Origin of the sequence: Thermoclostridium caenicola (assembly GCF_900142095.1) — a bacterium.
GTDB lineage: Bacteria > Bacillota > Clostridia > DSM-8532 > DSM-8532 > Thermoclostridium_A > Thermoclostridium_A caenicola.
This window is the reverse complement of sequence record NZ_FQZP01000015.1, coordinates 30,087-49,856: the sequence shown is the minus strand read 5'-3', so window position 1 is coordinate 49,856 and position 19,770 is coordinate 30,087. Positions and strand designations below refer to the sequence as shown.

Here is a 19,770-nt window from a genome sequence, read left to right as displayed (position 1 = left end):
AATGAATATCCAAGAAGAATGTTTGGTTATAGGTCAGCCATAGAAATGGCGGTATGATGTATAGAATTTATTCCAGTAAGCAATGGATTTACCAATTTTTTCACGGCATTTAATATTGCAATTTATATTTTCAGGCGGAAGCGTAAATTTTTCTTGCAAATCAAAGAATCCTGTAGTACAATATTTCATGCTGTGACATTGGCATACGATGAAGCTGCAGATGGCAGGTGAAACAGACTGGGAACTGCAGTGGAGAATGTCCGATTCCAAGAAACCGGGCGACAAGTCACTGTACATCATGCATGTTTATTTTTGTATGCTTGTATTGTGGCCCAGGTAAAATCTGGGCTTTTCCTATGATTAGACATGAAACACCCGGCAGAGTGTACAGAGTATAGCTTGTTGCGCCAGCAAAATCAATACTCGAGGAGGTTTGTATATGGCGAACAAACAGAAAATCAGAATCAGGCTGAAGGCTTTCGATCATCAGGTCATCGACCAGTCCGCAGAGAAGATCGTCGAAACAGCGAAGAGAACGGGTGCTAAAGTATCGGGGCCGGTTCCGCTTCCGACCAAGAAGGAAGTTGTGACCATCCTGCGTGCTCCCCATAAATATAAGGACTCTCGTGAGCAGTTCGAAATGAGAACACATAAAAGGCTTATCGATATACTTATGCCCACTCCCAAGACGGTAGACGCCCTGATGAGGCTGGATCTTCCGGCAGGTGTGGATATCGAAATCAAGCTTTAATTCATAAATGAAATATAATGTTAAGTTCGGCCGGCACGGCTGAACCAATGACAGGAGGTATTATTCAAGATGAAAAAATGCATGCTTGGCAAAAAGATAGGTATGACCCAGGTATTCACAGAGGATGGCAACATGGTGCCGGTAACCGTTATTTCCGCAGGACCCGTAGCGGTTGTCCAGAAGAAGACCGTGGAGATTGACGGCTACAACGCTCTCAAGGTCGGTTATGAAGATGTTCCGGCCAAGAAGCTCAACAAACCCCTGAAAGGCCAGTTCGAGAAGGCTAAGGTTCCTGCCAAGAGGTATCTGAGGGAATTCAGGCTTGACGATATTTCCGGTTTCGAAGTCGGCAGCGTCATCAAGGTAGAAGACATGTTCGCCGATGGCGACAAGGTGGACGTTACCGGTATTTCCAAGGGTAAAGGCTTCCAGGGTACCGTCAAGCGCTTCGGAACAGGACGGGGCCGTATGTCCCACGGTTCGGGCTATCACAGAGGCCTGGGCTCCATGGGTGCGCACTCCGACCCGAGCCGCGTATTCAAGGGTAAGGTCATGCCGGGGCATATGGGCGCTGAAAGAGTGACCGTTCAGAATCTGACAGTTGTGAAGGTAGATGCTGAAAGAGGGCTTTTGCTTGTCAAGGGCGCAGTACCCGGGCCAAAGGGCGGCCTCCTTATGATTAAGGATTCAGTGAAGGCAAAGGCATAACGAAATACTGGCTCGGAAGGAGGATATGATATGCCAAAAGTAGATGTATATAATATGGACGGCCAAAAGGTCGGCGATATGATTCTCAGTGATGACATATTCGGCGTTGAAATCAATACGGTGGCAATGCATGCCGCAGTTGTAAACATTCTTGCCAATGCAAGGCAGGGAACCCAGTCCACAAAGACAAGGGCCGAAGTCAGAGGCGGTGGCAGGAAGCCCTGGAGACAGAAGGGTACCGGACGTGCCCGTCACGGCAGCATCCGTTCACCCCAGTGGGTTGGCGGCGGTATCGCCCTGGGACCGAAACCCAGAAGCTACAAGTACACCCTGCCCAAGAAGGTCAGGAGACTTGCTCTCAAGAGCGCTCTTTCCAGCAAGGTTCTGGAGAACGACATTGTGGTTCTGGACGATCTGAAGCTTGATGAAATCAAGACCAAGCAGATGGTGAAGGTTCTGAACAACCTGAAAGTGGATTCCTCAGCTTTGATCGTGCTTCCTGCGGTGGATGAAAAGGTCATCAAGTCCTCCAGAAATATCTGCGGTGTGAAGACGGCTTTGGTGAACACCATCAATACCTACGACATTCTCAAGTACAAGAAGTTCATCGCCACCAGGGAAGCCATCGCGAAGATTGAGGAGGTGTATGCATGATGAAGCGCGCAGAGGATATCATCCTTCGCCCCTACATTACCGAGAAGAGCAATGAGGAAATAGCCGAGGGGAAGTACACCTTTATTGTGGACAGAAGGTCCACCAAGACAGAGATCAAGAACGCCGTTGAGAAGCTTTTCCAGGTGAAGGTCCTCTCAGTCAACACCATCAACTATCAGGGCAAGCAGAAGAGGATGGGCGTTCATGTCGGCAAGACCGAGGCTTTCAAAAAGGCGATTGTCAAGATCGACACCGATCCCAAGCCGGTTACCTATCTGACCAAGGGCGGCAAGGAAGTCGCAACCGCCAAGAAGTATAAGACCAGCATTGAAGAGTTCGGTGTAGGTCAGTAAAGTTTGAGATCATAAAGAGTCGGGCAGGTCGGAGATATAGGATCCGCAGTCGTCCTGATAACGGCCTGTTCCCAATAGAATAAAGGAGTGGAAGAAATGCCAATCAAGAAGTACAATCCGACATCTCCTGCAAGAAGATTCATGACTGTATCGACATTTGAGGAGATAACCAAGAAGGAACCGGAAAAGAGCCTTCTTGCTCCGCTGAAGAAGAAGGGCGGAAGAAACGCCTACGGCAGGATCACCGTGCGCCATCATGGCGGCGGCGCCAAGAAGAAGTACAGAATCATTGACTTCAAGAGGGATAAGGACAATATTCCTGCAAAGGTTACATCCATTGAATACGATCCGAACAGATCAGCCCGTATCGCATTGCTTACCTATGTGGACGGCGAAAAGAGGTATATCATCGCGCCCGACGGACTGAAGGTCGGCGATCAGGTCATTTCCGGACCCGACGCGGATATCAAGCCGGGTAACGCGCTGCCTCTGGAGAACATTCCTGTAGGTACCGTCATCCACAACATTGAATTAAAGCCCGGCAAGGGCGGTCAGCTTGTAAGGGCTGCAGGAAACCTTGCCCAGCTCATGGCAAAGGAAGGCTCCTATGCCCAAGTCAGGCTTCCTTCCGGTGAAGTTCGCAAGATCAACATCAAGTGCAAGGCTACCATTGGCCAGGTCGGAAATGTTGACCACGAGAACATCTCTATAGGCAAGGCCGGGAGAAAACGCTGGATGGGTATCAGGCCAACCGTTCGCGGTGTTGTTATGAACCCTGTTGATCATCCCCACGGTGGTGGTGAAGGTAAGTCTCCTATCGGTATGCCGAGCCCTGTTACGCCTTGGGGTAAGCCGACTCTCGGTTACAAGACCCGTAAGAAGAACAAGCAGAGCAACAAGCTCATCGTCAAGAGACGCAAGTAATAGGCTGGAAGGAGGTTTGTACCGTGAGTAGATCGCTGAAGAAAGGCCCTTATGTTGATGAAAAGCTGCTGGCCAGAATTATTGAAATGAATGATAAAAACGAGAAAAAGGTTCTGAAGACCTGGTCCCGCGCGTCCACTATCTTTCCGCAGATGGTTGGCCATACGATTGCCGTTCATGACGGCCGCAAGCATGTTCCGGTATATATCACCGAGGATATGGTAGGACACAAGCTTGGAGAGTTTGCTCCAACCCGTACCTACAGGGGCCACGGCAAGGACGAAAAAGGGACAAAGCTTAAGAAGTAAGCACTGTCTGAGTGGAAGGAGGAATTGATTTGGGCAGAAAGGTGATGTCAAAAGAGGAGCTGCTCGAGAAAAAGGACGAGCTGCTTGAACAATATGCGAAGACCCGCAGCAAATCCAAGAAGCTTCCTGTTCTGACAAAGAAGGAGCGGAAGGTACTTGGCATCGGCAAGAACGAAGGCCGTGCTGTGGTCAGGTATGCCAGGGTTTCCACCAGGAAGGCCAAACTGGTTATCGATCTGATTAGGAACAAGAACATTGATGAGGCTTATGCCATTTTGAAGTATATGCCCAGAAATGCATCGGAGATCATCTACAAGTTGTTGAAGTCCGCTGAAGCCAATGCGGTGAACAACAACCAGCTGGACAGGGATCGCCTGTATGTTTCTGAGATCTACGCCGATCCGGGTCCGACCCTGAAGAGGATTATGCCAAGAGCAAGAGGACAGGCATTCAGAATCCGCAAGAGGACCAGCCATATTACCCTGGTTCTCAAGGAAAGGGCAAAATAAGGAGGTTGCATTATGGGCCAGAAAGTAAATCCGCATGGACTGAGAATAGGAATCATTAAAGACTGGGACACAAAATGGTATGCCAGCGCCAAGGATTTCAGCAACTTCCTGGTAGAAGACGTCAAGCTTCGCAAGTATATCAAGAAAAAGCTCTATATCGCAGGGGTTGCCAGAATTGAAATCGAAAGGGCTGCGACAAAGGTCAAGATCAATATTCATGCCGCCAAGCCGGGTATCATCATCGGCAAGCAGGGAGCGGGCATCGAAGCCCTCCGCAAGGAGCTGGAGAAGATGACGGGCAAGAGCGTTCTGCTCAACATCACAGAGATTAAGACGCCCGAGACGAATGCACAGCTCGTTGCCGAGAGCATCGCTTCTCAGCTTGAAAAGCGTATTTCCTTCCGTCGCGCCATGAAGCAGGCCATGTCCAGGGCTATGAAGTTCGGTGCAAAGGGTATCAAGACCCAGGTTTCCGGAAGACTGGGCGGTGCCGAAATCGCGCGTACGGAGCATTATCATGAGGGAACAATACCCCTGCAGACACTGCGTGCAGACATCGACTACGGTTTTGCTGAAGCCGACACAACCTATGGAAAAATCGGCGTAAAGGTATGGATTTATAAAGGCGAGGTTCTTCCCAGCAAGAAGAAGGAGAAGAAGGAAGGGGGAGAAGCGTAATGTTAATGCCCAAGAGGGTTAAATACAGAAGGGTTCAGAGAGGCCGCATGACCGGTAAGGCTACCCGCGGCAACACCATTGCCTATGGCGAATATGGACTGCAGGCCGTAGAACCGGCATGGATCACAAGCAATCAGATTGAAGCGGCGCGTGTTGCCATGACACGTTTTGTCAAGAGGGGCGGTCAGGTATGGATTAAGATCTTCCCTGACAAGCCGGTTACCAAGAAACCAGCCGAGACTCGTATGGGTTCCGGTAAAGGTTCCCCCGAATACTGGGTGGCAGTTGTCAAGCCGGGCCGTGTGCTGTTTGAGATCGCAGGCGTACCGGAAGATATTGCCAGAGAAGCCTTGAGACTGGCTTCCCACAAGTTGCCCATCAAGTGCAAGATCATAGCGCGTAATGAAGAGGTAGGTGTATAGGATGAAAGCTTCTGAACTGAAAGCGCTCAGGGAAAAGACGCGTGACGAACTCAATGAGGAGCTCAACGAGCTCAAGGCCGAACTGTTCAAGCTCAGGTTCCAGCATGCCACAAGCCAGCTGGAGAATCCTATGAAGCTGAGGCAGATAAAGAAGGATATCGCACGGGTGCAGACCATCATCCGTGAAAAGGAACTCGGAATCAGGAAGGCTTAATGGGCCTTCAGGCGGAAGGAGGTTAGTTTCGCGTGGCAGAAAGGAATTTGAGAAAGACCCGCGTTGGCAGGGTTGTTAGTGATAAAATGGATAAGACCATTGTCGTGGCTGTTGAAGATAACGTAAGGCATCCGATCTATAAGAAGACCGTGAAGAGGACAACCAAGTTCAAGGCCCATGACGAGAATAATGAATGCAAAGTCGGTGATCGCGTTCTGATTATGGAAACCAGGCCGCTCAGCAGGGACAAGAGATGGCGTCTGGTCGAGATCATCGAAAAGGCGAAGTAAGAGGAGGCGCAGAACATGATTCAGGCACAGACCTATTTAAAGGCGGCTGACAACACTGGCGCCAAGGAATTGATGTGCATAAAAGTCCTGGGCGGTTCCAAGAGGAAGTATGCCAACATTGGCGATGTGATCGTTTGTTCGGTTAAGAATGCAACGCCCGGCGGTGTTGTCAAGAAAGGTGAAATTGTAAAGGCAGTTATCGTTCGTTCGGTAAAGGGTTTGAAGAGGCCGGACGGATCCGTTATTCGTTTTGATGAGAATGCAGCCGTTATTATCAAGGATGACGGTAACCCGAGAGGAACCCGTATATTTGGGCCCGTTGCAAGGGAGCTCAGAGACAAGGACTACATGAAAATCATTTCTCTTGCTCCGGAAGTGCTGTAAAGGAAGGAGGCTTGGCTCATGGGAAAGTTGCATGTTAAAAAGGGAGATATGGTATACGTGCTCAGCGGCAAGGACGCCGGCAAAAAGGGCAAGGTCCTCGATGTGGATCCCAGCGCCCGGAAGGTTCTTGTCGAAGGTGTGAATGTCGTTACCAAGCATGTTAAGCCGAGACCGAACAAGGGCTTCCAGGGCGGAATCATTCACCAGGAAGCTTTCATATACGCTGACAAGGTCATGCTCATCTGCGAAAAATGCGGTGTTCCTACCAAGGTTGGCAAGAAATTTCTTGATGACGGGAAAAAAGCGCGGGTCTGCAAGAAGTGCGGAGAAGTCATTGACATTATCCGAGAGAATAAAGACTAATCCTTAAGGAGGTTGACACGAGCATGCCAAGATTGCTTGACAAATATAATGCTGAAGTGGCTCCGGCTCTTCAGAGCAAGTTCAATTACAAAAGCCCCATGCAGATCCCGAAGCTTGTAAAAGTTGTTCTCAACATGGGTGTTGGGGATGTCAAGGATAACCCCAAGGCCATTGAGAGCGCAGCCAATGATCTTGCCACCATAACCGGGCAGAAGCCGGTTATCACCAAGGCCAAGAAATCAGTGGCAGCGTTCAAGCTTCGTGCAGGCATGAACATTGGCTGCAAGGTAACACTGCGTGGAAACAGGATGTACGAGTTTGTGGATAAGCTGTTCAATGTTGGTCTTCCGAGGGTAAGGGACTTCAGGGGCGTCAGCCCGGATTCCTTCGACGGAAGAGGCAACTACACCCTGGGCATCAAGGAGCAGCTGATCTTTCCGGAAATCGAATACGACAAGATCGACAAGGTGCGTGGTATGGACATCACGTTTGTTACCACAGCCAAGACCGATGAAGAAGCGAGAGAATTGCTGACACTTCTCGGAATGCCGTTTGCCAGGAGCTAAAGGAGGTATTTGCAGTGGCGAAGAAATCCATGATCATCAAACAGCAAAGAAAACCCAAGTTCTCAACCAGGTACTATAATCGTTGTAAGCTCTGTGGCAGACCCCATGCGTATCTCAGAAAATTTGGCATTTGCCGTATTTGCTTCAGGGAACTGGCGTACAAGGGTCAGATTCCCGGCGTAAAGAAGGCAAGTTGGTAACAGTCGCGAAAGGAGGTCTGTAACAATGCATGCAACCGATGTCATTGCGGATATGCTGACAAGAATCAGGAATGCTGCGAACGCAAAGCATGAAACCGTCGATATCCCCGCATCAAAGCTCAAGAAGCGGATTGCCCAGATCCTGCTTGATGAAGGATACATCAAGGAATTCACTGAAATCGACGACAAGAAGCAGGGAATCATCAGGATCACCCTGAAGTATGTTGAAAACAAGAAGAATGTCATCACCGGCATCAAGCGCATCAGCAAGCCCGGCTTGAGGGTGTATGCCGGCAAGAATGAACTTCCCAGAGTTTTGGGCGGCCTGGGAATCGCTATTGTTTCTACGTCCAAGGGCGTTATGACGGACAAGGAAGCAAGAAAGCTCGGCGTTGGCGGAGAGGTCCTTGCCTTTGTCTGGTAATTGGATAATCAATAAAAGGATAATAACAGGAAGGAAGAGTTCTGAAAAGGACAGGAAGCTGTCCTCAATCTAAGGACTGGAGGTGCACATAACATGTCCCGAATAGGTAGATTGCCGGTGCAGATCCCGGCAGGTGTGGATGTGACGATCAACGGTCAGCAAGTGACCGTAAAAGGACCCAAGGGTACCCTGGTTGAAACTTTCCACAAGAATATGAGCATTAAAAAAGAAGGAGATACCATTGTTGTCACAAGGCCCAATGACGAGAAGTTCAACAAGGCCCTGCACGGCCTGACAAGGGCGCTGATCAACAACATGGTTGTCGGTGTGACACAGGGGTTTGAAAAACAGCTTGAGATTGTCGGTGTTGGTTACAGAGCCCAAAAGCAGGGAAAGAAGCTCATTCTGACACTCGGATATTCCCATCCCGTAGAGGTGGAGGAACCCGCCGGTATCACCATTGAGGTTCCGTCGCCTGAAAAGATTATCGTCAAAGGCGCCAATAAGCAGGTAGTCGGCGAAGTGGCCGCAAAGATCCGTGCTAAGCGTCCGCCTGAGCCGTACAAGGGTAAGGGAATCAGATACACCGGTGAAAACATCATCCGCAAGGAAGGCAAGACCGGTAAATAGGAAAGGAGAGTGAGTGTGGCATGATCAAGCAGATTGACAGGAATAAAATCAGGATCCGCAAGCATGTTCGGGTGCGCAAGAAGATCTTCGGCACATCCGAAAGGCCGCGGCTCAGTGTTTTCAGAAGTGCAAAGCATATTTATGCCCAGATAATTGACGATACAAACGGCACCACTCTTGTTGCTGCTTCCACCCTTGACAAGGCCCTGAAAGGAAAGCTTGCCGGCACAGGAAACAAGGCTGCGGCCAGGGAAGTAGGTAAGCTGATTGGCAGCAAGGCTCTGGAAAAAGGAATCAAGCACGTCGTTTTCGACAGAGGCGGCTACCTCTATCATGGCAGGGTTAAGGAACTGGCCGAGGGTGCAAGAGAAGCCGGCCTGGAATTTTAGTCCGGATATCCGAGTAAGGAGGGGAACACATTGCAGTTGCAGAAAATTGATCCGAACACGCTGGACCTGAAGGAAAAGGTTGTTAATATAGGCCGTGTTACCAAGGTTGTTAAGGGTGGTAGAAACTTCCGTTTCAGCGCTTTGGTGGTTGTCGGCGACGAGAACGGCTATGTGGGCGTCGGCAGCGGCAAGGCTACGGAAATTCCCGATGCCATCCGCAAGGGCATCGAGGATGCCAAGAAGAACCTTATCTTCGTTCCCATGGAAAACACCACCATTCCTCATGAGGTTGTCGGTGAGTTTGGCGCGTCCAAGGTTCTGCTGAAGCCTGGTAAGGAAGGTACCGGTGTTATTGCCGGCGGTCCTGCCAGAGCTGTGCTGGAACTTGCGGGCATTCGCGACATCTACACCAAATCATTGGGTTCCAACAACCCGATCAATATGGTCAAGGCAACCATTGACGGCCTTTCAAAGCTCATGACCGCTGAAAAGGTAGCCAAGTACAGAGGTAAGAGCGTTGAAGAAATCCGGGGTTAGGAGGTAGCTTTCAATGGGCAATTTAAAAATTACTCTGAAAAAGAGTACAATAAAGGCAAAGCAGGATCAGAAGGCTACAGTAGCCGCTCTCGGCCTTCGCAAGGTTGGACAGACAGTCGAACAGAAGGACAATCCTCAGATTCGCGGTATGATCCAGAAGGTATCACACCTTGTGAGCGTTGAGGAAGTGTAAAGGAGGTGCAACCGGTGAAACTGTATGAACTGAGACCAGGAGCGCCCAAGAAGGCTCCCAAGAGAAAAGGTAGAGGCCATGGTTCCGGAAACGGTAAAACAGCCGGCAGAGGAACAAAAGGTCAGAACGCAAGATCAGGCGGTGGCGTAAGACCGGGATTTGAAGGCGGTCAGATGCCTCTTTATAGAAGAATCCCCAAGAGGGGCTTCAACAACTACGAGTTCAGAAAGGTATATACCGAGGTGAAGCTCTCCGATCTCGAAGTGTTTGAGAACGGCACCGAGGTTACAGCCGAGCTTCTTAAGGCAAACGGCATCATCAAGAAGATCAACGATGGCATTGTCGTTCTGGGTAACGGTAACCTGACCAAGAAGCTGCATGTTAAGGCCGCCAGATTTACAAAAACAGCCTCCGAAAAGATTGAAGCTTTAGGAGGAAAAGCAGAGGTGGTATAAATGGAAAACTTTCTGGCCCCGCTCAAAAATGCCTGGAAGATCCCGGATCTCAAGAAGAAGCTCCTGATCACATTCCTTCTTCTTGTAGTCTACCGGGTGGGCGTGTATATCCCTGTACCCGGACTCAGCGCCAGCGTTTTGGCCAGCATGGCTCAGAACCAGAGCGGCTTGTTTGGGTTCCTGAACATCATAGGCGGCGGTGCGTTTGAAAACGCCAGTATCTTTACCATGTCCATTACGCCCTATATTAACGCATCCATCATCATGCAGCTTTTGACCATCGCCATTCCAGCCCTGGAGAGGCTCCAGAAGGAAGGCGAGGAAGGCAGGAAGAAGCTGGCCCAGTGGGTGCGTTACGGAACCGTGATTTTGGGTTTCCTGCAGGCCACCTTCACCTATATTGGCTTCAGAGGCGCAATCGTGAAACCCAGCGTACTTTCATATCTGACCATCACCTTCGCCCTGACGGCAGGTACGGCCTTCATCATGTGGCTTGGTGAGCAGATCAACGAGTACGGTATTGGAAATGGTATATCCCTGATCATTTTCGTTAACATTATTTCTAGAGGACCCCAGGCAGCAAGCACACTGTACGGTATTGTCAAGGCTTATTCCCTCGACAATAAGCTGGCCATCGGTATCCTGATCGTGGCAGCCATCATCGTGGTCTTTGTTGCGGTGGTCATGTTCGTCATTTGGGTAACCCAGGCAGAAAGAAGGATTCCGGTCCAGTATGCCAAGCGAGTGGTTGGTCGGAAAATGTATGGCGGCCAGAGCACGCATATTCCTTTGAAGGTGAATGTTTCCGGCGTTATTCCCATCATTTTCGCCATGTCATTCCTGGCATTCCTGCCCACCCTTATCGGACTGGTGGCCCCCAATACCACCAGCAAGTTCCTCCTCTGGATTGCAAACTTCCATCAGCACTGGCTGTACATGGTGGTATATGCATTGCTGATCCTGTTCTTTACTTTCTTCTATACCATCATGGTGTTCAATCCGGTGGAACTGGCTAACAACATCAAGAAAAACGGCGGGTTCATCCCCGGTATACGTCCGGGCAAGCCTACCGCGGACTATATATCGAAAGTGCTGAACCGCATCACATGGTTCGGTGCCTTCTTCCTGGCTATAGTAGCCGTACTGCCCATCCTGCTCGGATTCGTTTCTGGCCTTCGGAACGTGTGGTTCGGCGGTACATCGGTTCTCATCATGGTCGGTGTTGCCCTCGATACCATGAAGGCTGTTGAGTCCCAGCTGATGATGAGGCACTACAAGGGATTCCTGGAATAAAACCTGGCAGCGGTACAAAAGCGGGTGTGTACCATCCGCTTTTGCCGCGCCACTGTCAACTGGGTTTTGGCGACGCCTTATAGAATACATTATATTATATATGTAAAAGAGGCTGGATACGCTATGAATCTGATACTGCTAGGGCCTCCCGGAGCAGGCAAGGGAACGCAGGCCGTGCTGCTGTCCGGAGCACTCAAGATTCCCCATATTTCAACGGGTGACATCTTCAGGTCAAACATAAAACAGCAAACCGAGCTTGGTAAAAAGGTATCGGACATCCTCGCATCAGGCGGGCTTGTTCCGGATGACCTGACCTGTGAGATCGTGAAGGACAGGCTGCAACAGGATGACTGCCGTAACGGCTTCATCATGGATGGCTTCCCGAGAACGCTCCCACAGGCCGAGATGTTCGAAGAAATGCTGAAAGCCAGGAACCAGAAGATAGACACCGTGATCAATATTACCGTTGATGACGACGTGATCGTGAAAAGGATGTCGGGCAGAAGGATGTGTTCCTGCGGAAAGGTTTACCACATCACCGGCAATCCGCCAAAGCAGGAGGGCATCTGCGATGCCTGCGGCTCGGCCCTCTATATCCGGGATGATGACCGTGAGGAGACTGTCCTCAGGCGCCTGAAAACTTACCATGATCAGACCAGTCCACTCATTGACTTCTACAGCAAACGCGGTCTGATTATCGAGGTTGACGGTGACAAGGACATTGAATCCACATTCAGGGATATCATGGCAGCCCTTGGGCGTCAACCGGATGGAGTATGAGCATGATCAGTATCAAATCCCAAAGGGAACTCGATAAGATGCGACGAGCCGGTGAAGTGGTCATGCTCGTCCATAAAAAACTGGAAGAGATGATCGCGCCGGGCGTAACCACCAGGGAGCTGGACAGGGTTGCCGCAGAAGTCATCAGGAGCAAGGGAGCAATTCCTTCGTTCAAAGGCGTGCCGTGTCCCTACGGTGGAATCGATTTTCCGGGAGTCATCTGCGCATCGGTCAACGAAGAAGTGATTCATGGTATTCCCGGGGACAGAGTCCTCAAAGCGGGAGATATCATCAGCATTGACACAGGCGCCATACTGGACGGTTATCATGGGGATGCCGCCCGTACATACCCCGTCGGAGCGGTGTCGCCTGAAGCCATGAAGCTGATCCGTGTAACCGAAGAAGCTTTCAACAGGGGCATGGCGCAAGCGGTGGAAGGAAACCGGATCATTGACATTTCCCGGGCCATACAGAATTACGTGGAATCGAACGGTTTTTCGGTGGTCAGGGATTATGTGGGCCATGGCATTGGTCGTGAGATGCATGAAGAACCCCAGGTACCGAACTATGTTTCCTCCTATAAAGGGGTTCGGCTCTCACCTGGAATGACGCTTGCCATCGAACCCATGGTCAATGTCGGAACCTGGCGCGTCCGTGTGCTGGGTGACAAGTGGACAGTGGTAACGGCTGACGGAAAACTGTCGGCCCATCATGAGAACACGATTGCCATAACGCCCAACGGACCGGAAATCCTTACCGCTCTTTATTGAAATTGCTGAAACTGAATTAGAATATTGAAAAAATAAGAAAAATCATATACAATATTGACTTGGGCTTTAGTCCAGAAACGGGGTGAATGGCTTGGATGCCGTGATCGGACGCTATGTATGGTCCAAGGCTGGCAGGGACAAAGACAGGCTTTTCATCATTATTGATGTGGCTGATGATGCTCATGTCCTGATTGCCGACGGTGATCTAAGGCCTGTAAGCAAACCAAAAAAGAAGAAACTCAAACATTTGAGGATTACCCATAAGATAGCAGATGAGATATCTCAAACGGTTCTGAGTCGAAAGAAGCTGACGGATGCCGATTTGAGGAAGGCGATTGAAAGGTATTTGGAGGAGCAATCGGCTGATTCTGCGTGCGAGGAGGGTTAAAGTGTCGAAGGAAGATGTCATAGAACTGGAAGGTACGGTTGTGGAAGCGCTTCCGAACGCCATGTTCAGAGTGCAGCTGGAAAACGGACATGTCATTCTCGCCCATATATCCGGAAAGCTAAGAATGAATTATATAAGAATTCTTCCCGGCGATAAGGTTACCGTTGAGATGTCCACATATGACCTCTCACGCGGCAGAATTACATGGAGAGGTAAATCGTGATTCAAGTGCCAGCATGATTGGAGGGTTGAGACAATGAAAGTAAAGCCGTCAGTAAAGAAGATCTGTGAAAAGTGCAAGGTTATCCGCAGAAAGGGCCGCGTTATGGTCATCTGTGAAAATCCCAAGCATAAGCAGAGACAGGGTTGAACCACAGCAAAGCAATGAAACGGATTGACAACCGGCGACCTTCAGGGCGCCGGTCATCATTCATAGCCGGGCTTTGCAGTCAGTCGGAAAACAGCGTCTCATGACCGGGTTTATTGGGAAATAAACCGAACAAGGCATAAGGGGTTCTGTTGTGACCTGGATCCCGCATGGTCCTGAATCAAAGGCTATTTTGCGGCGATCGTCCCCGACAGGTACAGCGGACCGTGACGGTGTTATGCCCGGTTGGCAGCAAAATGGTCTAAGGTTGTGTAATATTGGGAAGAATGATTTTTGTATGGCGGCTGATCCCTATGGGCCTTTTCAACCCTGGGGAGCATGCAAAGATCTTTATCATATAGAATAACCCAAATCAAAATGATTAATCAAACAGCTAACCAATCGGAGGTGTAGTGAATTGGCTCGTATAGCAGGTGTAGACTTGCCAAGAGAAAAAAGAGTTGAAATCGGCCTGACGTACATTTACGGGATAGGGAGAAGTCGCTCTCTGGAAATACTGGCTAAGACCGGTGTGAATCCCGATACACGTGTGCGTGATTTGACGGATGATGAGATCAGCAAGCTCCGCGAAACCATTGAAAAGGAATATACCGTTGAAGGTGATCTCAGAAGAGAGATTGCCATGAACATCAAGCGTCTTATTGAAATCAGATGCTATCGCGGAATTAGACATAGAATGGGTCTGCCGGTTCGTGGGCAGAGGACCAAGACCAATGCCAGGACCAGAAAGGGTCCGAGAAAGACCATTGCCAATAAGAAGAAGTAGTCGGGAGGTCGATGAATAAAAATGGCAGCAGCAAAAGTTGTTAGAAGGGCAAGGAAGAGGAAGGAAAAAAAGAATATTGAACGTGGCGCTGCCCACATTCATTCTTCTTTTAATAATACGATAGTTACCATAACCGATGTTCAGGGTAATGCTATATCCTGGGCAAGTGCCGGCGGGCTCGGGTTCAGAGGTTCCAAGAAGAGCACGCCCTTCGCGGCTCAGCAGGCAGCTGAAGCAGCGGCTAAGGCAGCCATGGAACATGGAATGAAGACAGTAGCAGTCTTCGTAAAAGGACCCGGTGCGGGAAGAGAAGCCGCTATTCGCGCGCTTCAGGCAGCAGGGCTTGAGGTTAGTTCGATCAAGGACGTAACCCCGATCCCCCACAATGGCTGCAGGCCGCCTAAGAGAAGAAGGGTATAATGGAGGTGTAGCAATCGATGGCTAGATATACAGGTGCATCTTGCAAGCTCTGCAGAAGGGAAGGGCAGAAACTCTTCCTCAAGGGCGAAAGATGTTATGGAAATAAGTGTGCTATCAGCAGAAGGGCATATGCTCCCGGCCAGCATGGCGCTCAGAGAAAGAAGCTCTCAGAATATGGTCTTCAGCTTCGCGAAAAGCAGAAGGCAAAGAGGTTCTATGGCCTTCTTGAAAGTCAGTTCAGAAAGTATTTTGAAATGGCATCCCGCAAGAAGGGTATCACAGGCGAACTCCTGCTTCAGATACTGGAAACAAGGCTTGACAATGTGGTTTACAGGATGGGATTTGCCACGACCCGTGCCGAAGCCCGTCAGCTTGTGACACATGGCCATTTCGAAGTTAACGGGAAGCGCGTCAATATTCCCTCATACCTTGTAAAGGTAAATGACGCCATCAGCGTCAGCGAAAAGAGCAGGAAATCCGTCAGGTTCAAGGAAATCCTTGACGTTACCGGCTCCAAGGTCGTACCGAAATGGCTTGAAGTCGATCAGGAAAATCTTACGGGCAAGGTCGTTGCACTGCCTACCCGCGAGGATATCGACCTCCAGGTACAGGAGCACCTGATCGTAGAGCTGTACTCGAAGTAAACCTATGGGTTACGATAGCTCTTGCGCTCGGAATTCTAATAACCCAAGGAGGGTTGACTGATGATCGAAATGGAAAAGCCAAGGATAGAGTGTGTAGAGAGCGCGGAAGGCAATACCTACGGGAAGTTTGTCATTGAGCCTTTGGAGAGGGGCTATGGCATCACGCTTGGCAATTCCCTGAGAAGGATACTGCTTTCATCTCTGCCGGGAGTAGCGGTTACATCCATCAAGGTCGACGGCGTGCTGCATGAGTTCACCACCATTCCCGGTGTTGTGGAAGATATGACCGAAATCATCCTGAACATCAAGGAACTTCGGCTAAAGCTCCACAGCGAACAGCCCAAGACCCTGTACATCGACTTTGAGGGTGAGGGCGAAATCAAGGCGTCCGATATCAAGCCGGATGCGGACGTTGAGATTCTGAATCCGGATTTGCATATTGCTACGGTGAGCGGAAACAACAGGTTCTATATGGAGCTCAACGTGAGCCATGGCAGGGGCTATGTTCCCGCTGAAAAGAACAAGATGTCCAATCAGCCCATCGGCATGATTCCGGTTGACTCCATTTACTCACCTGTAAAAAAGGTCAACTATACGGTTGAGAACACACGTGTCGGTCAGATTACCGACTATGACAAGCTGACCATTGAAGTGTGGACCGACGGTTCCATAGCTCCCGATGAAGCAATCAGCCTTGGGGCCAAAATACTGAGCGATCACCTGAATCTCTTCATCAACCTGACCGACAGGGCCAAGAATACGGAGGTTCTTGTTGAGAAGGGCGAGCCCGCAAGGGACAAGATTCTGGAGATGACCATTGAGGAACTGGATCTTTCAGTCAGGTCGTACAACTGCCTGAAGAGAGCCGGTATCAATACGGTTGAAGATTTGATCAGCAAGACCGAGGAAGAAATGATGAAAGTGAGAAATCTCGGGCGCAAGTCCCTTGAGGAAGTGGTCCAGAAACTGGCGGCGCTCGGCTTAAAGCTTGCTCCATCTGAAGATTAATGAGTAACAGTAACTAGGGAGGGAATATAAAATGCCTGCACAAAGGAAATTGGGAAGGCCTACGGATCAGCGCAAGGCGATGCTGAAAGGCCTGGTAACCTCTCTTTTCCAGCACGGACGGATAGAGACAACCGAAATGAGGGCAAAAGAAGTCAGGAATATCGCAGAAAAGCTCATTACCCTTGCTGTAAGGGAATGCGATAATTTTACATCCAAGAGTGTCACTGTCAGCGTTCCGGTTGTTGACAGCAAAGGCCGTAAAATCCTGAAAACCGTAACCAGCAAAAACGGTAACGAGTATCAGGTAGTTGAGAGGGAAAAGAAGGAAGAATTGAGGACTGTAGACGCTCCTTCAAGGCTTGCAGCCAGAAGGCAGATCATGAGCTGGGTCTACAGGGTAAAGGATCAGGAGGGTAAATCCATCAGCCTTACCAACAAGCTGTTCGATGAAATCGCTCCGAAGTACAAGGACAGAAAAGGCGGATATACCCGTATGTACAAACTCGGACAAAGAAGAGGCGACGGCGCGGAAATCGTTGTGCTGGAGCTTGTATAAAATACGACTGAATAGAATTTGGGTAAGCGATGGAGAGCGGGCAGGGGTTTCCGTTCTCCATTGTTCTTTCAGGACGGGCTTTCGTGTTGCAAGTCCATGACTGGATGGAACGCCCCGCTCTTGATTTCAGGAACACGGAACACAAATCATGGCAACTGTCGCGGATCAGGGGATGCATATGGTTGAGTTCAAGGATGTCTATTTTGAATATGGGACACATGCTGCCGGGCAGCCTTCCACACCGGCCGTCAACGGTATTACGGAATCCATCCGGGAAGGCGAATTTGTCGTGGTGTTGGGTCGAAACGGCTCCGGAAAATCCACCATGGCCCGATTGATGAATGCCTTGTTGCTTCCCACGGGTGGTACGGTGTGGGTAGATGGCATGAACACGGCTGAAGGCGATAAGATTTGGGAGATCAGAAGAACCCTGGGAATGGTATTCCAGAATCCTGACAACCAACTGGTCGCCACAACGGTGGAGGAGGATCTGGCCTTCGGGCCGGAGAACCTGGGTCTGGATCCGAGTGAAATCAGAAGGCGCATCGATGCGGCAGCCAGGTATGTGGGGATGGAAGAGCATATGAAGCATTCGCCCCATATGCTGTCGGGCGGACAGAAGCAGCGTGTCGCCATAGCCGGCATACTGGCCATGGAACCCAAATGCATCGTTTTGGATGAATCCACGTCCATGCTGGATCCGAGAGGGCGGAAAGAGGTCATCGATTTGATTCGCACCCTCAACCGGGAGAAGGGAATCACCATCATCCTGATCACGCATCACATGGAGGAAGCGGTACATGCCGATCGGGTGCTGGTCATGGACAGGGGGCGCATCGCGATGCAGGGCACGCCCAGGGAGATTTTTTCCCGGGTGGATGAACTGAAAAAACTAGGCCTCAGCGTGCCCCAGGTGACGCAGCTCATGCATGAACTGAAAGCCAAAGGGCTTGTACAGGCGGGAACTGCCCTTACCCTTGAAGAGGCGGAAGAAAGCCTGAAGGCAGTGCTGAAAAAGTCGGGGTTTCATCATCCGGCCCTGCAGGAACCGGCTGTGGCGAAGGAACCCGCAGAAGTGATAGTCAGTATCCGTGATCTGAGCCATACCTACATGCCCGGGACCACCTTTGAGAGAAAGGCGCTCCAGGAAGTGAGCCTGGATATCATGAAGGGCGAGATATTGGGCATCATAGGCCACACCGGTTCAGGGAAATCCACGCTGGTACAGCATCTGAACGGGCTTCTTAAGCCTACCTCCGGCAGCGTTACGGTGGACGGTCTGGAATGCGGCGGGAAGTCCCTGAAGGAGCTGCGCCAGAAGGTAGGTCTCATTTTCCAGTACCCGGAGCACCAGCTCTTTGAGGAAACGGTCTATAAGGATATCATTTTCGGGCTGTCCAGGCTGGGACTTCCCCAGGACGAAATCGAAAGGCGCGTAAAATGCGTCCTGGACATCATCGGACTGTCCGAGGAACTGCTGTGGAAATCGCCCTTTGAACTATCCGGCGGACAGAAAAGAAGGGTGGCCATAGCGGGCGTGCTGGTGATGGAGCCCGAGATACTTGTACTGGATGAACCGACAGCCGGACTGGATCCGCGGGGAAGTGAAGAGGTCTTTGCCATTCTCACCGAACTCAACAGGACCCAGGGTACCACGATACTCATCATTTCCCACAGCATGGAGCAGATTGCCGCCTATTGCGACCGGATTGCCGTGCTGAACCGGGGAAGGCTTGAGATGCTGGACACCCCCAGAAAGGTGTTCAGCCAGGAGGACCGGCTCCGCAGCCTGGGCCTGGATATTCCGGAAATCACCCGGCTTTTCCGCAATCTGCACCGGGCTGGCTATCCGGTGAATGGCCATGTACTGACCATTTCAGAGGCGGTCAGAAGCATTTCAGAGACTATGCTGGCCAAGGAAACGCACAAAGGGGGGAATAACGCATGATCGGCAATATCACGCTGGGACAGTATATCCCGGGCGAATCGGTTTTGCACAGGCTGGATCCCCGGTCCAAGATCATCTGGACCGCCCTGCTCATGGTGGCCGTGTTCATCATCAATACATGGCAGGAATATGTGATGATGGGCGCCTTTGTCGCCATCCTGCTCGTCATCAGCGGTATTCCGATCAAGCAATCCCTGAAAGGCATCAAGCCCCTGATGCTGATCCTGGCCATAACTGCCATCCTGAACATCTTTTTTGTCCAGGGTACGCCGCTGGTAAAGATTGGGCCCGTGGTAATTAGCTATGAAGGCCTTCTTTCGGCGATAATGCTGTTCTTCAGGCTTGTGATGCTGGTTATTGTGGCGTCGCTGATGACCCTGACCACCACGCCCATGGCCATGACCGACGGAATTGAACGCATGATGAAGCCCCTGGAACGGGTGGGGGTTCCTGCCCATGAGATCGCCATGATGATGTCCATCGCTCTCCGGTTCATTCCCACCCTCATGGAGGAGACCGGGCGCATCATGAAGGCGCAGGCTTCCAGAGGAGCGGATTTTGATACGGGAAATATCCTGAAACGGATCAAGAGCTTTATACCGGTTCTGGTTCCCCTTTTCGTCAGCGCCTTCAAGCGTGCCGATGAATTGGCGGAGGCCATGGAAGCAAGATGTTACTGCGGCAGCAAGGGCAGAACGCGACTGAAACAGATCCGGTTTACCCGGCTGGATCTGGTTGCAAGCCTGGCGGGCATCCTGTTCCTCCTGATCCTTTTCGGAACGCGCTTTTTGATGATCTCCCACTGAACCTGTGACAGATTTTGAGAACTTTTTGTTATTAAAAGGGAATAGCGGGTA

General features: G+C 50.6%; 34 protein-coding genes and 1 pseudogene. All 35 read left to right on the top strand.

The genetic code is table 11. The features are described from left to right. Positions 1–439: 439 nt before the first annotated feature. The 35 genes and pseudogenes from rpsJ to F3H12_RS05890 all read left to right on the top strand — a co-directional run bounded on the left by rpsJ (position 440) and on the right by F3H12_RS05890 (position 19,719). Positions 440–751: a 30S ribosomal protein S10 gene (gene rpsJ / locus F3H12_RS06055; RefSeq protein ID WP_149678446.1), complete on the top strand. Its 312-nt coding sequence runs from the start codon at positions 440–442 to the stop codon at positions 749–751. A gap of 69 nt (positions 752–820) precedes the next feature. Then, positions 821–1,459 (top strand): 50S ribosomal protein L3, encoded by a 639-nt coding sequence (rplC, locus tag F3H12_RS06050; RefSeq protein ID WP_149678445.1) that lies wholly within the window; start codon positions 821–823, stop codon positions 1,457–1,459. 30 nt (positions 1,460–1,489) lie between these two features. Continuing rightward, positions 1,490–2,113 (top strand): 50S ribosomal protein L4, encoded by a 624-nt coding sequence (rplD, locus tag F3H12_RS06045; RefSeq protein ID WP_149678444.1) that lies wholly within the window; start codon positions 1,490–1,492, stop codon positions 2,111–2,113. After that, on the top strand, positions 2,113–2,466 hold the full coding sequence (gene rplW / locus F3H12_RS06040; protein WP_149678451.1) for a 50S ribosomal protein L23: 354 nt from the start codon (positions 2,113–2,115) through the stop codon (positions 2,464–2,466). The genes rplD and rplW overlap by 1 nt, the downstream gene beginning before the upstream one ends. A gap of 96 nt (positions 2,467–2,562) precedes the next feature. Next, a complete protein-coding gene (rplB, locus tag F3H12_RS06035) occupies positions 2,563–3,390 on the top strand; it encodes a 50S ribosomal protein L2 (RefSeq protein WP_149678443.1) in 828 nt (275 codons plus the stop codon). Positions 3,391–3,413: 23 nt separating this feature from the next. Further along, on the top strand, positions 3,414–3,698 hold the full coding sequence (gene rpsS / locus F3H12_RS06030) for a 30S ribosomal protein S19 (RefSeq protein WP_149678442.1): 285 nt from the start codon (positions 3,414–3,416) through the stop codon (positions 3,696–3,698). A 161-nt stretch (positions 3,699–3,859) separates the two neighbouring features. Beyond that, on the top strand, positions 3,860–4,207 hold the full coding sequence (gene rplV / locus F3H12_RS06025) for a 50S ribosomal protein L22 (RefSeq protein ID WP_479694067.1): 348 nt from the start codon (positions 3,860–3,862) through the stop codon (positions 4,205–4,207). 12 nt (positions 4,208–4,219) lie between these two features. Further along, positions 4,220–4,885: a 30S ribosomal protein S3 gene (rpsC, locus tag F3H12_RS06020; RefSeq protein WP_149678440.1), complete on the top strand. Its 666-nt coding sequence runs from the start codon at positions 4,220–4,222 to the stop codon at positions 4,883–4,885. Beyond that, positions 4,885–5,307, top strand: a complete 423-nt coding sequence (gene rplP / locus F3H12_RS06015) for a 50S ribosomal protein L16 (RefSeq protein ID WP_149678439.1) — start codon at positions 4,885–4,887, stop codon at positions 5,305–5,307. The genes rpsC and rplP overlap by 1 nt, the downstream gene beginning before the upstream one ends. 1 nt (position 5,308) lies before the next feature. Continuing rightward, positions 5,309–5,521, top strand: coding sequence for a 50S ribosomal protein L29 (gene rpmC, locus F3H12_RS06010; protein ID WP_149678438.1), 213 nt, complete (start codon positions 5,309–5,311; stop codon positions 5,519–5,521). A 32-nt stretch (positions 5,522–5,553) separates the two neighbouring features. Further along, a complete protein-coding gene (gene rpsQ, locus F3H12_RS06005; protein ID WP_149678437.1) occupies positions 5,554–5,811 on the top strand; it encodes a 30S ribosomal protein S17 in 258 nt (85 codons plus the stop codon). 15 nt (positions 5,812–5,826) lie between these two features. Then, entirely contained in the window at positions 5,827–6,195 is a 369-nt protein-coding gene (gene rplN, locus F3H12_RS06000; RefSeq protein WP_149678436.1) for a 50S ribosomal protein L14, read from the top strand. Between the two features lie 18 nt (positions 6,196–6,213). After that, positions 6,214–6,558 carry a 50S ribosomal protein L24 gene (rplX, locus tag F3H12_RS05995; RefSeq protein WP_149678435.1) on the top strand — a complete coding sequence of 115 codons (345 nt, stop codon included), beginning with the start codon at positions 6,214–6,216 and terminating at the stop codon, positions 6,556–6,558. A gap of 23 nt (positions 6,559–6,581) precedes the next feature. Next, positions 6,582–7,124 (top strand): 50S ribosomal protein L5, encoded by a 543-nt coding sequence (gene rplE, locus F3H12_RS05990; RefSeq protein ID WP_149678434.1) that lies wholly within the window; start codon positions 6,582–6,584, stop codon positions 7,122–7,124. 14 nt (positions 7,125–7,138) lie between these two features. Then, complete coding sequence (locus F3H12_RS05985) at positions 7,139–7,324, top strand: type Z 30S ribosomal protein S14 (RefSeq protein WP_149678433.1); 186 nt, start codon at positions 7,139–7,141, stop codon at positions 7,322–7,324. 25 nt (positions 7,325–7,349) lie between these two features. Continuing rightward, complete coding sequence (rpsH, locus tag F3H12_RS05980; protein ID WP_149678432.1) at positions 7,350–7,748, top strand: 30S ribosomal protein S8; 399 nt, start codon at positions 7,350–7,352, stop codon at positions 7,746–7,748. Between the two features lie 93 nt (positions 7,749–7,841). Then, positions 7,842–8,378: a 50S ribosomal protein L6 gene (gene rplF, locus F3H12_RS05975; RefSeq protein WP_149678431.1), complete on the top strand. Its 537-nt coding sequence runs from the start codon at positions 7,842–7,844 to the stop codon at positions 8,376–8,378. Between the two features lie 20 nt (positions 8,379–8,398). Next, positions 8,399–8,767 carry a 50S ribosomal protein L18 gene (rplR, locus tag F3H12_RS05970; protein ID WP_149678430.1) on the top strand — a complete coding sequence of 123 codons (369 nt, stop codon included), beginning with the start codon at positions 8,399–8,401 and terminating at the stop codon, positions 8,765–8,767. Between the two features lie 36 nt (positions 8,768–8,803). Continuing rightward, the gene (gene rpsE / locus F3H12_RS05965) at positions 8,804–9,304 is read left to right on the top strand and encodes a 30S ribosomal protein S5 (RefSeq protein WP_149678450.1); all 501 of its coding nucleotides are present in this window, start codon (positions 8,804–8,806) and stop codon (positions 9,302–9,304) included. A 13-nt stretch (positions 9,305–9,317) separates the two neighbouring features. Continuing rightward, complete coding sequence (gene rpmD, locus F3H12_RS05960) at positions 9,318–9,497, top strand: 50S ribosomal protein L30 (protein ID WP_149678429.1); 180 nt, start codon at positions 9,318–9,320, stop codon at positions 9,495–9,497. Positions 9,498–9,511: 14 nt separating this feature from the next. Beyond that, positions 9,512–9,952, top strand: a complete 441-nt coding sequence (gene rplO, locus F3H12_RS05955; protein ID WP_149678428.1) for a 50S ribosomal protein L15 — start codon at positions 9,512–9,514, stop codon at positions 9,950–9,952. Further along, positions 9,953–11,245, top strand: a complete 1,293-nt coding sequence (secY, locus tag F3H12_RS05950) for a preprotein translocase subunit SecY (protein ID WP_149678427.1) — start codon at positions 9,953–9,955, stop codon at positions 11,243–11,245. A 123-nt stretch (positions 11,246–11,368) separates the two neighbouring features. Further along, positions 11,369–12,025 carry an adenylate kinase gene (locus tag F3H12_RS05945; protein WP_149678426.1) on the top strand — a complete coding sequence of 219 codons (657 nt, stop codon included), beginning with the start codon at positions 11,369–11,371 and terminating at the stop codon, positions 12,023–12,025. Positions 12,026–12,027: 2 nt separating this feature from the next. Continuing rightward, positions 12,028–12,795 carry a type I methionyl aminopeptidase gene (gene map / locus F3H12_RS05940; RefSeq protein WP_149678425.1) on the top strand — a complete coding sequence of 256 codons (768 nt, stop codon included), beginning with the start codon at positions 12,028–12,030 and terminating at the stop codon, positions 12,793–12,795. An 82-nt stretch (positions 12,796–12,877) separates the two neighbouring features. Beyond that, positions 12,878–13,183 carry a KOW domain-containing RNA-binding protein gene (locus F3H12_RS05935; protein WP_149678424.1) on the top strand — a complete coding sequence of 102 codons (306 nt, stop codon included), beginning with the start codon at positions 12,878–12,880 and terminating at the stop codon, positions 13,181–13,183. Position 13,184: 1 nt separating this feature from the next. Next, positions 13,185–13,406: a translation initiation factor IF-1 gene (gene infA / locus F3H12_RS05930; protein WP_149678423.1), complete on the top strand. Its 222-nt coding sequence runs from the start codon at positions 13,185–13,187 to the stop codon at positions 13,404–13,406. 33 nt (positions 13,407–13,439) lie between these two features. Then, positions 13,440–13,553, top strand: a complete 114-nt coding sequence (gene rpmJ / locus F3H12_RS05925; RefSeq protein WP_149678422.1) for a 50S ribosomal protein L36 — start codon at positions 13,440–13,442, stop codon at positions 13,551–13,553. Positions 13,554–13,968: 415 nt separating this feature from the next. After that, complete coding sequence (gene rpsM, locus F3H12_RS05920; RefSeq protein ID WP_149678421.1) at positions 13,969–14,337, top strand: 30S ribosomal protein S13; 369 nt, start codon at positions 13,969–13,971, stop codon at positions 14,335–14,337. A gap of 21 nt (positions 14,338–14,358) precedes the next feature. Continuing rightward, entirely contained in the window at positions 14,359–14,757 is a 399-nt protein-coding gene (rpsK, locus tag F3H12_RS05915; RefSeq protein WP_149678420.1) for a 30S ribosomal protein S11, read from the top strand. 17 nt (positions 14,758–14,774) lie between these two features. Then, positions 14,775–15,401, top strand: coding sequence for a 30S ribosomal protein S4 (gene rpsD / locus F3H12_RS05910; protein ID WP_149678419.1), 627 nt, complete (start codon positions 14,775–14,777; stop codon positions 15,399–15,401). Between the two features lie 60 nt (positions 15,402–15,461). Further along, a complete protein-coding gene (locus tag F3H12_RS05905; protein WP_149678418.1) occupies positions 15,462–16,409 on the top strand; it encodes a DNA-directed RNA polymerase subunit alpha in 948 nt (315 codons plus the stop codon). Between the two features lie 31 nt (positions 16,410–16,440). Next, a complete protein-coding gene (locus F3H12_RS05900; protein WP_149678417.1) occupies positions 16,441–16,965 on the top strand; it encodes a bL17 family ribosomal protein in 525 nt (174 codons plus the stop codon). 148 nt (positions 16,966–17,113) lie between these two features. Continuing rightward, positions 17,114–17,965: pseudogene (locus F3H12_RS13635) on the top strand (energy-coupling factor transporter ATPase); the annotation flags it as partial. A gap of 6 nt (positions 17,966–17,971) precedes the next feature. Continuing rightward, entirely contained in the window at positions 17,972–18,913 is a 942-nt protein-coding gene (locus tag F3H12_RS13630; protein ID WP_422822200.1) for an energy-coupling factor transporter ATPase, read from the top strand. Then, the gene (locus F3H12_RS05890) at positions 18,910–19,719 is read left to right on the top strand and encodes an energy-coupling factor transporter transmembrane component T family protein (protein ID WP_149678416.1); all 810 of its coding nucleotides are present in this window, start codon (positions 18,910–18,912) and stop codon (positions 19,717–19,719) included. The genes F3H12_RS13630 and F3H12_RS05890 overlap by 4 nt, the downstream gene beginning before the upstream one ends. Positions 19,720–19,770: the final 51 nt, after the last annotated feature.